Source organism: Rhodococcus koreensis (assembly GCF_900105905.1).
Taxonomy (GTDB): Bacteria; Actinomycetota; Actinomycetes; order Mycobacteriales; family Mycobacteriaceae; genus Rhodococcus_F; species Rhodococcus_F koreensis.
Map to the genome: position 1 here is coordinate 7,852,467 of NZ_FNSV01000005.1, position 15,099 is coordinate 7,867,565.

Genomic DNA, 15,099 nt, shown 5'->3' on the forward strand with positions numbered 1-15,099 from the left:
AGGGGTTACTGTCGTCGACATAGTTAGTTGGAAAAGCAGACTTACTCACTCGAAGGGGTCGTCATGACCACGATTCAAGATCGAACGGTGCTGGTCACCGGGGCCAGTCGCGGGCTCGGCCGGGCCTTCGTCGCCGAGGCGCTCGCACGAGGAGCGCGCACGGTCTACGCGTCGGCGCGCGACACGTCCACGATCGACGGGCACCCGCGGGTCGTGCCGGTCCAACTGGATGTCACGAACCCCGAATCGGTCTATGCCGCAGCGGAACTCGTCGGGGATCTCGGCGTGCTGATCAACAACGCCGGGATCCTCGTCGGCGAGTCGCCGCTCACGGGCGATCTCGACGGGATGCGCCGTGAACTCGAAACCAACCTCTACGGCCCGCTCAACGTGACACGCGCGCTCGCACCGATCATCGCCGCCAACGGCGGTGGCGCGATCCTCAACGTGCATTCCGTGCTGTCGTGGCTGGCGATCGGCGGCTCCTACAGCGTCTCGAAGGCCGCCCTGTGGAGCGCCACCAACGCCATGCGCGCCGAACTCGCGGCGCAGAACATCCAGGTGGTCGGGCTGCATCTCGGCTACATGGACACTGACATGACGAGTGGTCTGGACGTGCAGAAGATCTCCGCGGCCGAGGTCGCACGACTGGCCTTCGACGGCATCGAGTCCGGCGCCCACGAGGTGCTCGCCGACGACACCACCCGCACCGTCAAGGCGGCGCTGTCCGGCGACCTCGACGTCCTCTATCCGCAGCCGGCGCAGCGGGGAGCCGCATAGTGAGGCCGTACGGAAACGGTGAGGTGTCGACGGTCGAGAGCCTGCCGGACGCCGGCGAGTGGGGCGAGACCCGGTCGAAGATCGTCGAATGGCACGACCCGGCAGGTCCGGCGCGCACGGCCCGGGAACTCGACGGCCTCACCTACCTGCGGGCAATCCTCGACGGCAGCGTTCCGGCGCCGCCCATCGCCAGCCTGATGAATCTGCGGTTTCTCGAGGCCGAACCCGGGAGGGTGGTCTTCGCGCTCGATCCCGACGAGTCACAGTACAACCCGATCGGCGCCATCCACGGCGGCGCCGTGTGCACGCTGCTCGATTCGGTCGCCGGCTGCGCCGTGCACACCACGTTGCCCGCCGGGTGGGGGTACACCTCGGTCGAGATCAAGGTCAACTACATCCGCGGGGCGACCCGCGACTCCGGGGCGCTCACCGCCACCGGTGTCGTGAAGAAGGCGGGCCGCCGCATCGCCTTCGCGGAAGGGGAGGTCACCGACTCGCAGGGCCGCCTGGTGGCCACCGCCACCAGCACGCTGCTGGTGTTCGAGGTTCCACCACAGGGCTGACGCAGGACGGTCGGGAAACCCGCCACCCGCGGAGGGGAGTGGCGGGTCCCGATGCACCGTTGCCCCGTCGGGTTGGGGCGATGCGTGAACAAGACTAATCAGTCGGTTTGCTACGCGCGAGTACGGGACACCGCCGCCGGTCGAAGCAGCCCTACGGCATACCGAAGTTTGATGTACTGAATCCCGTCCTCATCAGCGTCATTCCCGGAGCGGTCAAGGAAGGCACACCCATGGGCACGATCACCACGCAGGACGGCACGGAGATCTTCTACAAGGACTGGGGAACCGGTCAACCCATCGTGTTCAGCCACGGCTGGCCGCTGTCGGCCGACGACTGGGACGCCCAGATGCTGTTCTTCCTCCAGCACGGCTATCGAGTCATCGCCCACGACCGGCGCGGGCACGGACGCTCCACGCAGACCGGCGACGGCCACGACATGGACCACTACGCCGACGACCTCGCGGAGTTGACCGCACACCTGGACCTCCACGACGCCATCCACATCGGCCACTCGACCGGCGGCGGCGAGGTCGCGCACTACCTCGCGCGACACGGCGAGAGCCGAGTGTCGAAGGCCGCACTGATCAGCGCGGTGCCGCCGCTGATGGTGAAGACGGAGGCGAACCCGGGCGGCCTGCCCAAGGCCGTGTTCGACGATCTGCAGGCGCAACTCGCGGCCAACCGTTCCGTCTTCTACCGCGACCTGCCGTCGGGGCCGTTCTACGGATTCAACCGGCCGGGCGTGGAGTCCTCGGAGGCGATCATCGAGAACTGGTGGCGGCAAGGGATGATGGGCGGGGCCAAGGCCCACTACGACGGCATCGTCGCCTTCTCGCAGACCGATTTCACCGAAGACCTGAAGAAGATCACGGTGCCGGTGCTCGTGATGCACAGCGAGGACGACCAGATCGTTCCCTACGCCGACGCCGGACCCCTGTCCGCGAAACTTCTCGCCAACGGGACGTTGAAGACGTACAAGGACTTCCCCCACGGCATGCCCACCACGCAGGCGGAGACGATCAACGCCGACCTGCTGGCCTTCCTGAAGGGCTGACGCCGGTGTTCCGATCGTCGTGAGACGCGTGTCCCGCCTCGCTCGCCGTACCGGATGCATCGCGGCGCTCGGGTGCGTCGTGGTGTCCGGTTGTGGCACCGCGGCGGACGGCCCCGCGCCCACGACGACTCCGACGGCGACTGCGGGCAGATTCGTTCCCGGTGCCGGTGACCGTTCCGGGTTGGTCGATATCGGTGGGGGCCGCGGCATCTATCTCGAGTGCCGCGGTTCCGGTTCGCCCACGGTCGTGCTCGTCTCCGGGGCCGGGGTCGCCGCCGACAATTGGAGTTACACGGGCGACCCCACAGATCAGACGACCCCGCCCGTCCGCACCGAGCTCGCCGTACACCCCGACATCGCGAAGTTCACCAGAGTATGTGCCTACGACCGTCCCGGCACGGAGCAGATGGACGGCACCGCGAGCCGATCGACCGGCGTGACGCAACCGACCACTGCGCAGGGCGACGCGGCAGATCTTCGTGCCTTGCTGACGGTCGCCGAGTTGGAGGGACCCCATGTGCTGGTCGGACACTCCTGGGGCGGAATGATCGCGTCGGCGTACGCCAGGACCTATCCGGACGACGTGTCCGGTCTCGTCCTCGTCGATCCGGGATCGCAGTATCTGCAATCGACATTGCCGCCTGCCGTGTGGGACCAGTGGATGCGGGACATCGAGACGAACGGCCGGAACCATCCCGGTGCGGAGACACCCGACTATCCCGCCACGCTCGCGGCGCTCGAGACCATGCCCCCGCTGCCTGCGATGCCCGCCGCCGTCCTGACTTCGGACGAGCCGTTCGACTATCTCGGGATCGGCGACGCCGACACGTACTGGCCGCAGTGGCTCGACGCCGCCGCGCTCCTCTCGACTGCCCTCGATGCCACCCACATCACGCAGACCGGCAGCGGTCACTTCATCGAGAACGAGAATCCCGCCCTCGTGGTCGAGCAGATCTGCTCCGTGATCGCCCCGGCAACGAGTTGCCCCGGTTCGTGAGGGCCGGGCTCGGGCGGACGGGCACCCCCGATCCCTGACTGTGCAGGTGATCGGGGGTTTTCGCCGTCTGACGCTCCGTCGAACGAGTGCCCCCGGCAGGATTCGAACCTGCGACCAAGAGATTAGAAGGCTCTTGCTCTATCCCCTGAGCTACGGAGGCGCGCAGCAAATATTACCTGCCGCCCCGAGTGCTCCGACCGGGGCTGGGGGGTGTGCGTCACGAGCCCAGGACCGCCGCGCAGAGCAGGAGTCCCGCCAGAACGATCTCGACGACGAAATAGAACCACACGGGGTAGAACCGGGTCGGCCGGTCGGTGAGGGCGGCCACGATCCGGCCGAATGCCATCCCCAGCAGGGCGACGGCCACCGTCACCGCGGCGACGGATCGGATGCCGTGGGCGTCGAAGGCCGCGAAAAAGAGCAGGCCCGCCACCGCGACACCGAAGCCGCCGTAGACCGCGCGCACCTCGGCGCGGGCCGTCGCCGAATCCGCGGTCAGACCGAACGGTGCGACCAGGCGGGCGGGCAGGGCGAGCCCGTAGACGCCCATGCCCGCGAAGAACAGTGCCACCACGATGATCAGAAACTCCGCCATCTCAGCCTCTCGTTTCCCTGCGACACGTCCCTGTCGACGGTAGCCGGAACCGAGACGGACCCTCGCGTCTCCGACGGCCTGTCGTAGGTCCTACCCTTGATGTATGGCTACACCCCAGCTCGCGGCGTCCGACCCGGCTTCGAAACCCCCGAATCGTGCCGATTCGACCGCCCTGTTCGTCGTCGGCGGTCTCATCGCCGGCCTGGTAGCGGCAATCGTCGTCGGACTCTCCGCTGCTCAGGCGCTCGTGCTGCTGGGAATTCCGGATCCCGGACCGATCACCACCTACGGATTGCCCGCCATGCGGGCCGTGTCGGAGATCGCTGCCGTCATCACGATCGGATCGTTGCTGCTCGCCGCGTTCTTCGTGCCACCGCAGAAGTCCGGCGTCCTCGACGTGGACGGCTACCGCGCCGTCCGCACCGCGTCGTACGCCGCGATCGTGTGGGCGGCGACCGCCCTCGTCCTCGTCCCGTTGACGCTGTCGGACACGTCCGGGCAACCCTTCGCCGAAGCGGTCAAGCCGGCCAACATCTTCAATTCGATCGATCAGGTCGAACTCGCCGGCGCCTGGCGCTGGACCGCGATCATCGCCATCGTCCTCGCGATCGCCTCCCGGCTCGTGCTGCGCTGGTGGTGGACGCCGATCCTGCTGGTCGTCGGCATCCTCGGACTGATGCCGCTCGCGTTGACCGGGCACTCGTCCTCGGGCGGTTCGCACGACATGGCGACGAACAGCCTGATCCTGCACCTCGTGGCGGCCTCGCTGTGGGCGGGCGGTCTGTTCGCTCTCCTCGCCCACGCGCGTCGGCGCGGCGCCTACACCGACGTCGCGGCGCGCAGGTTCTCCGCGGTCGCGACCGTCTGCTTCGTCGTCATGGCGGTCAGCGGTGTCGTGAACGCTCTCGTCCGCGTCCAGATCGGCGACCTCGTCGACACCACGTACGGACGCCTGGTGGTCGCGAAGATCGTGGCCCTCGTCGTACTCGGTGTGTTCGGGTGGGCGCAGCGTCGCCGGGCGCTGCCCGCACTGCAGAAGGATCCGACGAAACGCGGCAACCTGATCCGCTTCGCCGGTGCGGAGGTCATGGTCTTCGCCGCGACGATCGGTCTCGCCGTGGGACTCGGCCGCACGCCCCCGCCGCCCCCGACCGCGGCGCCCACCCTCACGGAGGTGGAACTCGGCTACAACCTGGCGGGGCCGCCCACGTTCGCCCGCTTGATGCTGGACTGGCGATTCGACCTCCTCTACGGCACCGCCGCGATCGTGCTGGCCGTCGTGTACGCGCTCGGACTGCGCAAAATGCGGCGGCGCGGCGACCGCTGGCCCGTCGGCCGGACCGTCGCCTGGATGTGCGGGTGCGTGGTGCTGCTGATCGCCACGTCGTCGGGTGTCGGTCGCTACTCGCCGGCCGTGTTCAGCGTGCACATGGGCGCTCACATGGCGCTGTCCATGCTGGCGCCGGTTCTCCTGGTGCTCGGTGCCCCGATCACGCTCGCCCTGCGCGCCCTCGATCCCGCGGGCAAGAACGGTGTGCCGGGACTGCGCGAATGGATCCTGACCGCGCTGCACAGCCCGTTCTCCCGGTTCATCACGCACCCCGTCGTCGCGGCGGTGCTGTTCGTGGGCGGTTTCTACGCCCTGTACCTCGGCGGGATCTTCGAGGCCGCCGTCGACTCCCACTCCGCGCACGTCCTGATGAACCTGCACTTCCTGCTGAGCGGCTACCTCTTCTACTGGGTCGCGATCGGCATCGACCCGTCGCCGCGCAAGCTGCAACCGGTGACGAAGCTCGCGATGGTGTTCGGCTCCCTGCCGTTCCACGCCTTCTTCGGCGTCGCGCTGATGAGCATGGGCGCCGTGATGGGCGAGTGGTACTACCGATCGCTCGGACTCGGCTGGAACGCCGACCTGGTGGGTGACCAGCAACTGGGCGGCAGCATTGCCTGGGCCACCGGTGAGATCCCGCTGGTGCTGGTGATGATGGCGCTGCTCATCCAGTGGTCCCGCAGCGACGGCCGCACGGCGCGGCGGGTCGACCGGGCCGCGGACCGGGACGACGACGCGGATCTGGCAGCGCACAACGCGATGTTCGCGGAGTTGGCGCGACGGGACCGCGAGGCCGGGCGCTGACCGTTAGCACGCCGCCCCGACACGTTCGGGGCTCCCGGGGCCGTTTTCGCGGTTCCATCCACAACCGCTCGATTTCTCCACAGATGTCCGCTGCAGGCCGAAAACGGCGCCGCCGGACGGCACGCTGTGAGTGAAGGCACCTTGCCGCACTCACAGGGGGTAGACGTCATGTACGAAACACACGGCACCGTCGTCGGAACGGTCATCACCAGCCCGGTCACCCGGTCGAACGCCGCCGGTGACGAGTTCCTCAGTTTCCGGATGGCGAGCACGGTCCGGCGCCGCGACCACGCGACGGGGGAGTGGCGTGACGGGAGCACGCTCTACCTCACGGTGACCTGCAGGCGACGGCTGATGGCCGGCGTCGTCGCCTCGATCACGAAGGGCGATCCCGTTCTCGTGACGGGCGAGTTGCGCACCACCGAATACACCACCCGGGACGGCATCGCCCGCTCCGACCTGGAGTTGAGCGCCACCGCGATCGGACCGGATCTGGCCCGGTGCACGGTCGTGCTGGAGCGTGCGCCGAGAACGACCGACGGCGGTGCGGGGAACCCGGCGACCGAAGAGGTGGCCATCCGGTCCCTCGTCGCGTAGCGCACCTGCGGGTATCGGCGCCGACCTCGCGTTCCCGGCGCCGATACCCACGGCATCTTCCCGGGAAGCCCCCGATCACGTCCCCGACCCTCCGCGATGTGGGTTCATCGCGCGTCACCATTAGGCTGGCCCCATGGCTGAGTTCATTTACACGATGAAGAAGGTGCGCAAGGCGCACGGTGACAAGGTCATCCTCGATGACGTCACGATGAGCTTCTACCCCGGCGCCAAGATCGGTGTGGTCGGCCCGAACGGCGCGGGTAAGTCCAGCATCCTCAAGATCATGGCGGGGCTGGATCAGCCGGGCAACGGTGAAGCGTTCATCGCTCCGGGTGCCACCGTCGGGATCCTCATGCAGGAACCGCACCTGGACGAGACGAAGACCGTTCGCGAGAACGTCGAAGAGGGCATGGGTGAAACCATGGTCCAGCTCAAGCGGTACAACGAGATCGCCGAGCTGATGGCCACCGACTACTCCGACGAGCTGATGGAGGAGATGGGCGAGCTCCAGGAGAAGCTCGACCATGCCGACGCGTGGGAGATCGATTCCCAGCTCGAGCAGGCGATGGACGCTCTGCGCTGTCCGCCGCCGGAGGACATGGTCACTCACCTCTCCGGTGGTGAGAAGCGCCGCGTCGCCCTCTGCAAGCTGCTGCTCAGCAAGCCCGACCTGCTGCTGCTCGACGAGCCGACCAACCACCTCGACGCGGAGAGCGTCCTGTGGCTGGAGCAGCACCTCGCCGCCTACCCGGGTGCGATCCTGGCCGTCACCCACGACCGGTACTTCCTCGACCACGTCGCCCAGTGGATCTGTGAGGTCGACCGCGGCCGCCTGTACCCGTACGAAGGCAACTACTCCACCTACCTGGAGCAGAAGGCCGCCCGGCTCGAGGTCCAGGGCAAGAAGGACCAGAAGCTGCAGAAGCGTCTCAAGGAGGAGCTGGCCTGGGTCCGTTCGGGAGCGAAGGCCCGACAGGCGAAGAACAAGGCCCGCCTCGACCGCTACGAGGAAATGGCCAACGAGGCCGAGAAGACCCGCAAGCTCGACTTCGACGAGATCCAGATTCCCGCGCCGCCGCGCCTCGGCGACGTCGTGGTGGAGGTGTCGAACCTCGACAAGGGCTTCGACGGACGGGTCCTGATCAAGGACCTGTCGTTCACCCTGCCGCGTAACGGCATCGTCGGCGTGATCGGACCCAACGGTGTCGGTAAGACGACGCTGTTCAAGACCGTCGTCGGGCTCGAGGAGCCGGACGCGGGCGAGGTGAAGATCGGTCAGACCGTCAAGCTCAGCTACGTCGACCAGAACCGCACGGGCATCGATCCCGACAAGACGGTGTGGGAGGTCGTCTCCGACGGTCTCGATCACATCGTGGTCGGCCAGACGGAGATGCCGTCGCGCGCCTACATCAGCTCGTTCGGGTTCAAGGGCCACGATCAGCAGAAGCCGGCGGGCGTCCTGTCCGGTGGTGAGCGCAACCGCCTGAACCTCGCGATGACGCTCAAGCAGGGCGGAAACCTGATCCTGCTCGACGAACCGACCAACGACCTCGACGTCGAAACCCTCGGTTCGCTGGAGAACGCGCTCGAACAGTTCCCCGGCTGCGCCGTCGTGATCTCCCACGACCGCTGGTTCCTCGACCGGACCTGCACGCACATCCTCGCGTGGGAGGGGGGCTTCGGCGACAACGAGGCGGCCTGGTACTGGTACGAGGGCAACTTCGAGGGCTACGAGGCCAACAAGGTCGAGCGGCTCGGACCTGATGCTGCCCGTCCGCACCGCGTGACGCACCGCAAGCTGACGAGGGACTGACCTGGTGGGGCAGCAGGCCTTCACGTACGAGATCCAGGTCCGGTGGGGTGACTCCGACCGCTTGGGTCACGTCAACAACACCCGCTTCATGGAGTACATGCAGGAAGCGCGGATCGCGTTCCTGACCACCGAGTTGCGCGCCGCCGGCGCGCAGCCCGGTGCGATGGTGGTGCGCAAGATGGACGTCGAATTCCTGCGTCCGGTCACCGACGCCTCCGGTCCGCTGACGATCGACGTGTCGGTGCTCCATGTCGGCAATTCGTCGTACACGATCCGGCACGTCGTTACGAGCCGCGACGGCGTCCACTGCGCGACGGGCGACGCCCTGCTGGTGGCGTTCGACGTGAAGACCGAACGGTCGCGTCCGCTGTCCGAGGCGGAACGCGACGGGCTCGAGAAGTACCTCGCGCCGGTGACCACCGGCTGACGGATCCGGCACGCGGGGTGCCCGAAGTTCACCCTCTGTTCCCATCGCCGCGGGCTAGTCTCGAGAGAGTTGCCCGCGGCGATCGGAACGAAGAGGAAGTGAGCCCCGATGACGGAATCGGCAGCACTGAAAGATGCGGAGTGGGCGCGGAATCTGCCCGAAGGTCTCCGGTCTCAGGTGCCGACTCTCGCAGCCGTGTACTTCCGGCACGTCGATCGCGGTGACAGCGAGAGCGCCGTCAACGGCGCCTCCGACGCAGTGCTCGGCGCGCACCTGACACTGGCGCTGCATCGGCCTCCGGAGCGCGCGATCACCCGGGTCTACCGGCCGGGCGACGGGCGCGAACTCGGTGCGTCGCTGCAGATCGTCACGGACGATATGCCGCTGCTCGTCGAATCGATCACCGCGCTGCTGAACCGTCTCGGCATCGGGATCAGCGAATTCGTGCACCCGATCGTCTCGGTGCGGCGTGATCCGATCGGCGCACTGCGCGGAATCCTCATGGGCGACAAGGCCAAGGATGCCGGCGAGGACGGTGTGTCCGAGTCGTGGATCCACGTCCAACTCGATCCGCGTGCCGACTCCGCGGTTCTCGACACGCTCGAGAAGGAGGTCGGCACCGTCCTCGCCGACGTGCGCCAGGTGGTCCGGGACACCGACATCATGCGCAAGCTCGAGCGGACGCTGGCCGACGAACTGGAGGCCTCCGCAACCTGTCCAGGTGTGTCGAAGAACGACCTGGAGGACTGCGCCGACCTGCTGCGGTGGATGTCGCAGGGCAATTACGCGGCGCTCGGGTACCGGCGATTCGAACTGGGGGAGCCGGACGATTCCGGCACCCGGAGCCTGCAGGTGGTGCCGGGCAGCGGTCTCGGGCTGCTGCGCTCCGACACGGTCACCGAAGGCCCGCTGAGTCTGCCGCCGGCCGCCGAGATCCCCGACCGCCCGCTGCTCGTGCTCACGCAGGGCTCGTTCCCCGCGACCGTGCACCGCTCGGTCTACCCGTTCTTCGTCGGTGTGAGCATCCTCGACGCGAACGGCAACATCACCGGTGAGCACCGCTTCCTCGGCGTCTTCACCGTCACGGCCCTGCACGAGAACGTCCTCGACATTCCCGTGATCGCCCGCCGGGTGCGCAAGGTGATCGACCGGGCCGGGTTCCAGTTGAACTCGTATTCGGGGCAGGCGATGCTGGAGGTAATCCAGTCGTTCCCGCGCACCGAACTGTTCTCCAGCGACGCGGACACCCTGTTCGACACGGTGACGGCCGTGCACAGCATCGGGCTCAGGCGCCAGGTGCGCCTGTTCGTGCGCGAGGACTTTCTCGGACGGTTCGTCTCCTGCCTGATCTACCTGCCCCGGGATCGGTACACCACCCGGGTCCGGCTCGCTATGCAGGACATCCTGCTGCGGGAATTCGGCGGCGGCACTTTGGAATACACTGCACGCGTCACGGAGTCCGATCTGGCGTTGCTGCACGTGACGATTCGCAAGAACACCGAACAGATGGGGTCGCGGCTCGACCTGTCGGACGCCGACCGCGAACGGGTCCAGGCGATGCTGGCCGAGGCGAGCCGCAGCTGGGACGACCACCTCGGGGACCTCCTGCCGGTCACCGCCGGTGTGGATCCCATTCTGGCGCAGCGGTATGCGGACGTGCTGCCCGAGGGGTACAAGGAGGATTTCGACGCCACCCGCGCGTTGTCGGATCTCGCGAGGCTCGAGGCGCTCGAAGGCGGCTCCATCGACCTGCTGCTGTACCGCGACCGCGGGGCGGAGGTCGGGCACTGGCGGTTCACCCTGTACGTGGGCGGCGACGGTATTTCGCTGAGCCAGGTGCTCCCGGTGCTGCAGAGCCTGGGCGTGGAGGTCCTGGACGAACGGCCCTACCAGATTCCGCGGCCCGACGGGTTGACGTGCTGGATCTACGATTTCGGGTTGTCGGTGCCGGCGGAGTTGCTGCGCTCCTCGGTGGAGGACGACCTGGATGCCGAACTCGCCGCCGAGGAGGCATCCGCGGCCGAACCGAAGCTTCAGGAACGGTTCACGGACGCGTTCACCGCGGTCTGGTTCGGGCGGGCGGAGGCCGACCGGTTCAACGAACTGATCCTGCGGGCGGGAGTGTCGTGGCGGCAGGCCGTGATCCTGCGTGCGTACGCAAAGTATCTGCGCCAGGCGGGTTTTCCCTACAGCCAGTTCCACATCGAGGGGGTTGCGCTGGCCAATCCCCGGTCGGCGTACACGCTCGTCGAGTTGTTCGAGGCGATGTTCGACCCGGAAACGCCCTCACCCGACCTGGTGGCCGAACTCGACACCCGTCTGCGGGAGTACATCGACTCCGTGGTCAGCCTCGACGCGGACCGCATCCTGCGCGGTCTGTTCGGGCTGATCAAGTCGACGCTGCGCACCAACTACTTCGTCACCGGCGAGACAGGGGAGCCGCCGGCGCATCTGTCGATCAAGCTCGATCCGACCTCGATCCAGGAACTGCCGAAGCCCCGGCCGAAGTACGAGATCTTCGTGTACTCACCCGACGTCGAGGGTGTGCACCTGCGGTTCGGGTCCGTCGCCCGTGGCGGATTGCGCTGGTCCGACCGGCGTGAGGACTTCCGCACCGAGATCCTGGGATTGGCGAAGGCGCAGGCCGTGAAGAACGCGGTGATCGTCCCGGTCGGGGCGAAGGGCGGCTTCGTCGTCAAGAATCCCCCGACGCCGTCGGGGGACGCGGCGGCCGACCGCGCCGCCGCGCTCGAGGCGGGCCAGGACTGCTACCGCACGTTCATCTCCGGGCTCCTGGATCTCACCGACAACGTCGATCAGGTGTCGGGCGAGATCGTGCCTCCTACCCGGGTGGTGCGGCGGGACGGCGACGACCGGTACCTCGTCGTGGCCGCGGACAAGGGCACCGCGAAATTCTCCGACCTCGCCAATTCGGTTGCCGAGCAGTACAACTTCTGGCTCGGCGACGCGTTCGCGTCCGGTGGGTCTGCCGGCTACGACCACAAGGGGATGGGCATCACCGCCCGCGGCGCCTGGGAGAGCGTGAAACGGCACTTCCGGGAGATGGGGGTCGACACCCAGACGGAGGACTTCACGACGGTCGGTGTCGGCGACATGAGCGGCGACGTGTTCGGGAACGGCATGCTCTTGAGCAGGCACATCCGGCTGGTGGCGGCGTTCGACCACCGGCACGTCTTCCTCGACCCCGATCCCGACGCCGCGACGTCGTTCGAGGAACGGTCCCGGATGTTCGCGCTGCCCCGGTCGTCGTGGGCCGACTACGACACCAGCCTCATCAGCGAGGGCGGGGGAGTGTGGGACCGGACCCGCAAATCGGTCCCGATCAGCGCCGCCGCGCGCGCCGCCCTCGGACTCGACGACACCGTCACCGAACTCTCCCCACCGGAACTGGTCCGGGCGATCCTGTGTGCCCCGGTGGATCTGCTGTGGAACGGCGGCATCGGCACGTACGTCAAGGCGTCCACCGAGACCAACGCGATGGTGGGCGACAAGAGCAACGACTCGGTGCGCGTCGACGGCAACGAGGTGCGGGCCAGGGTGGTCGGTGAGGGCGGCAACCTGGGGGTGACGGCGCTCGGCCGCATCGAGTACAGCCAGAACGGCGGCCGGATCAACACCGACGCGATCGACAACTCCGCGGGCGTGGACTGCTCCGATCACGAGGTGAACATCAAGATCCTGCTGGACTCGCTGGTGAGCAGCGGCGGTCTGCCGCGGGAGGACCGCAATCCGCTGCTGGCGTCGATGACCGACGAGGTGGCCCACCTTGTTCTCGCGAACAACATCGCCCAGAACAACCTCCTCGGTGTCTCCCGGACGAGCGCGGTCCCGATGCTGAGCGTGCACCGCCGCCAGATCGAGCACCTCGCGTCCCGCCGCGGCCTCGACCGGAAACTCGAGGCCCTGCCCACCGAGGAGGAGATCGCCCGTCGCAGGCAGGCCGGGCAGGGGCTGACGTCCCCGGAACTCGCGACCCTCACCGCGCACGTGAAGCTGGCGCTCAAGGACGACCTCCTCGCGACGGACCTGCCCGACAGCGAGACGTTCGCGCCGCGCCTGCCGCGGTACTTCCCGACGGTGCTGCGCAAGCGGTTCCGGACGGCGATCAAGGCGCATCCCCTGCGCAGGCAGATCGTGGCCACGATGCTCGCGAACGAGACCATCGACAACGGCGGCATCACCTTCGCGTACCGACTGGCGGACGAGGCGGGAGCGAGCAGCACCGACGCCATCCGCGCGTATGCGGCGGTCACCGAGATCTTCGCCCTGCCCGACCTGTGGTCGAGGATCCGGTCGGCGAACATCGCCGCGGACATCGAGGACGACCTGATCCTCGAGTCGGGCCGGGTTCTCGACCGGGCGTCGCGCTGGTTACTGACCAATCGGCCCCAGCCTCTCGCGGTGGGCGCCGAGATCGCCCGCTACTCGGCCGACTTCCGGGCCCTCTCGCCGAAGGTCCCGCAGCTGGTGCGGGGGCATCAGCTCACCGACGTGGAGCTGCGGGCGCGGCCGCTGGTCGTCCGCGGAGCGCCCGAAGACCTGGCCTTCGAGGTGTTCCGGCTTCTGGACAAGTTCTGTCTGCTCGACATCATCGACATCGCCGACATCGCCGAGCGCGATATCGACGAGGTTGCCGAGCTGTACTACGAACTCGACGCGCACCTCGGCATCGACTGGCTGCTCAGCGCGGTGTCCACCCTCGCGCGCGGTGACCGCTGGCATTCGCTGGCCCGTCTCGCGTTGCGCGACGACCTCTACAGTTCGCTGCGCCAGCTCACGATGGAAGTGCTCCTCGGTGGCGAACCTCACGAGACCCCGCAGGAGAAGATCGACGACTGGGAGTCGACGAACGCGTCCCGGCTGGCCAGGGCGAGGTCCGCTCTCACCGAGATTTTCGAGTCTGGGACCCTTGACCTCGCGACGCTCTCGGTGGCGGCGCGTCAGGTACGCAGCATGGTGCGCGGTATGGGCACCCGATCGGAGGTATGACGTTGAGCGAGGGCTTTCACGCGGAGGTCGAAGTTCGATGGTCGGACATGGACGTCTTCCAGCACATCAACCACGCTCGGATGGTGACGCTGCTGGAGGAGGCGCGGATTCCCTGGCTGTTCGAGGACGACCGGCCCACGGTCACGTTGCGTGACGGCGCGGTCATCGCCGACCTGCACGTGCGCTACCGCGGGCAGCTCCGGCACAGCGATTCACCGCTGGACGTGCTGATGTGGGTCGAGAAGGTTCGCGCCGTCGATTTCACGATCAACTACGAGGTCCGCCCGAAGGGCGTCGACGTCTCGGTCGCGCCGTCCATCATCGCGTCGACGCAGATCGCGGCGTTCGACATCGACACTCAGCGGCTCCGCAGGATCACGGACGTCGAGCGCGGTTACCTGGAGAGCTGGCAGCGTGCATGAGCGCGTCCTGTCGATCCCGGACGCGACGGAGCGCGGCGATCTCGCCACCTTCCTCACCCGGGTGGTCCGGTTGGACGAGGCGACGGTGGTGCGTCTCCGCCAACGCGGACCCGGCCGTCTGACGGCCTGGGCGGCAACCGGTTTCGACGCGCTGGCGGTGCGCACGATCGCGGGGACGATCACCCCGGACGACACGTCGGCTGCCGGTGACCAACTGCTCGCCGCGCTCGAATCGGCGACCGCAGCCGACATCGATCCGGGGTTCTCGATGGATTCGGCGTGGCGGGGCGCCCTGCCTCCGACGGAGGGTTTCGTCCACGTCGACGACGTTCCGGCGCGCGTCCTGGTCGACCTCGCACAGCGCGGTGCGGCGCTGGCGCAGGAGCACGGCAGCAGCCACGGCCCGCCCGCGTCACTGCTCGACCAGGAGGTCCTGCGGGTGGAGGGCGCGGGGCAGACGGTCGGCATCCCGATGCGGGTGGTGTTCGCGCTCACCGCGATGGGGTTCGTCCCGCACGCCGGCTCGGATCGGTTGACCGCCGACATCGACCTCGACCGTATCGACGCCTCGGAACTGGTCCGGGTGCGGGCCACCGCCTCGTGGCTGCGGGTGGACGCCCGGTTCGGGTCGATCTACCGGCACCGCGGTGGGGGGATTCCGCTGTCGGTGGCCCGGTAGGCCGGGCGCACACCGCAACTGGGTGGG

Annotated in this window: 12 protein-coding genes and 1 tRNA gene; 11 read left to right on the forward strand and 2 right to left on the reverse strand. The window is 67.9% G+C overall.

Going from position 1 to position 15,099, the window contains the following annotated elements; all coding sequences use genetic code 11:
- The first annotated feature begins 63 nt into the window (after positions 1-63).
- The 4 genes from BLV94_RS40265 (at position 64) to BLV94_RS40280 (ending at position 3,395) form a co-directional block, all read left to right on the forward strand.
- The gene (locus tag BLV94_RS40265) at positions 64-780 is read left to right on the forward strand and encodes an SDR family oxidoreductase (RefSeq protein WP_072947058.1); all 717 of its coding nucleotides are present in this window, start codon (positions 64-66) and stop codon (positions 778-780) included.
- Positions 780-1,343: a PaaI family thioesterase gene (locus tag BLV94_RS40270; RefSeq protein ID WP_072947059.1), complete on the forward strand. Its 564-nt coding sequence runs from the start codon at positions 780-782 to the stop codon at positions 1,341-1,343. Before BLV94_RS40265 ends, BLV94_RS40270 begins: the two co-directional genes overlap by 1 nt.
- A gap of 230 nt (positions 1,344-1,573) precedes the next feature.
- Positions 1,574-2,398, forward strand: coding sequence for an alpha/beta fold hydrolase (locus BLV94_RS40275; RefSeq protein ID WP_072947060.1), 825 nt, complete (start codon positions 1,574-1,576; stop codon positions 2,396-2,398).
- A gap of 28 nt (positions 2,399-2,426) precedes the next feature.
- Entirely contained in the window at positions 2,427-3,395 is a 969-nt protein-coding gene (locus BLV94_RS40280) for an alpha/beta fold hydrolase (RefSeq protein WP_072947061.1), read from the forward strand.
- 87 nt (positions 3,396-3,482) lie between these two features.
- Here BLV94_RS40280 and BLV94_RS40285 read toward each other — a convergent pair.
- A tRNA-Arg gene (locus BLV94_RS40285) sits at positions 3,483-3,555 on the reverse strand.
- 57 nt (positions 3,556-3,612) lie between these two features.
- Positions 3,613-3,990, reverse strand: coding sequence for a DUF4345 family protein (locus tag BLV94_RS40290; protein WP_072947062.1), 378 nt, complete (start codon positions 3,988-3,990; stop codon positions 3,613-3,615).
- 103 nt (positions 3,991-4,093) lie between these two features.
- Here BLV94_RS40290 and BLV94_RS40295 point away from each other — a divergent pair, with 103 nt between their 5' ends.
- From BLV94_RS40295 to BLV94_RS40325, 7 genes are all read left to right on the forward strand, one after another.
- Positions 4,094-6,124: a bifunctional copper resistance protein CopD/cytochrome c oxidase assembly protein gene (locus tag BLV94_RS40295; protein WP_072947063.1), complete on the forward strand. Its 2,031-nt coding sequence runs from the start codon at positions 4,094-4,096 to the stop codon at positions 6,122-6,124.
- A gap of 168 nt (positions 6,125-6,292) precedes the next feature.
- Positions 6,293-6,721, forward strand: coding sequence for a single-stranded DNA-binding protein (locus tag BLV94_RS40300; protein WP_072947064.1), 429 nt, complete (start codon positions 6,293-6,295; stop codon positions 6,719-6,721).
- Between the two features lie 133 nt (positions 6,722-6,854).
- Positions 6,855-8,534: an energy-dependent translational throttle protein EttA gene (ettA, locus tag BLV94_RS40305; RefSeq protein WP_072947065.1), complete on the forward strand. Its 1,680-nt coding sequence runs from the start codon at positions 6,855-6,857 to the stop codon at positions 8,532-8,534.
- Between the two features lie 4 nt (positions 8,535-8,538).
- Entirely contained in the window at positions 8,539-8,961 is a 423-nt protein-coding gene (locus BLV94_RS40310; RefSeq protein ID WP_072947066.1) for an acyl-CoA thioesterase, read from the forward strand.
- A gap of 108 nt (positions 8,962-9,069) precedes the next feature.
- On the forward strand, positions 9,070-13,971 hold the full coding sequence (locus BLV94_RS40315) for an NAD-glutamate dehydrogenase (protein ID WP_072947067.1): 4,902 nt from the start codon (positions 9,070-9,072) through the stop codon (positions 13,969-13,971).
- Positions 13,968-14,393, forward strand: coding sequence for an acyl-CoA thioesterase (locus BLV94_RS40320; protein ID WP_012688334.1), 426 nt, complete (start codon positions 13,968-13,970; stop codon positions 14,391-14,393). Before BLV94_RS40315 ends, BLV94_RS40320 begins: the two co-directional genes overlap by 4 nt.
- Complete coding sequence (locus BLV94_RS40325) at positions 14,386-15,072, forward strand: DUF8010 domain-containing protein (protein ID WP_072947068.1); 687 nt, start codon at positions 14,386-14,388, stop codon at positions 15,070-15,072. The genes BLV94_RS40320 and BLV94_RS40325 overlap by 8 nt, the downstream gene beginning before the upstream one ends.
- Positions 15,073-15,099: the final 27 nt, after the last annotated feature.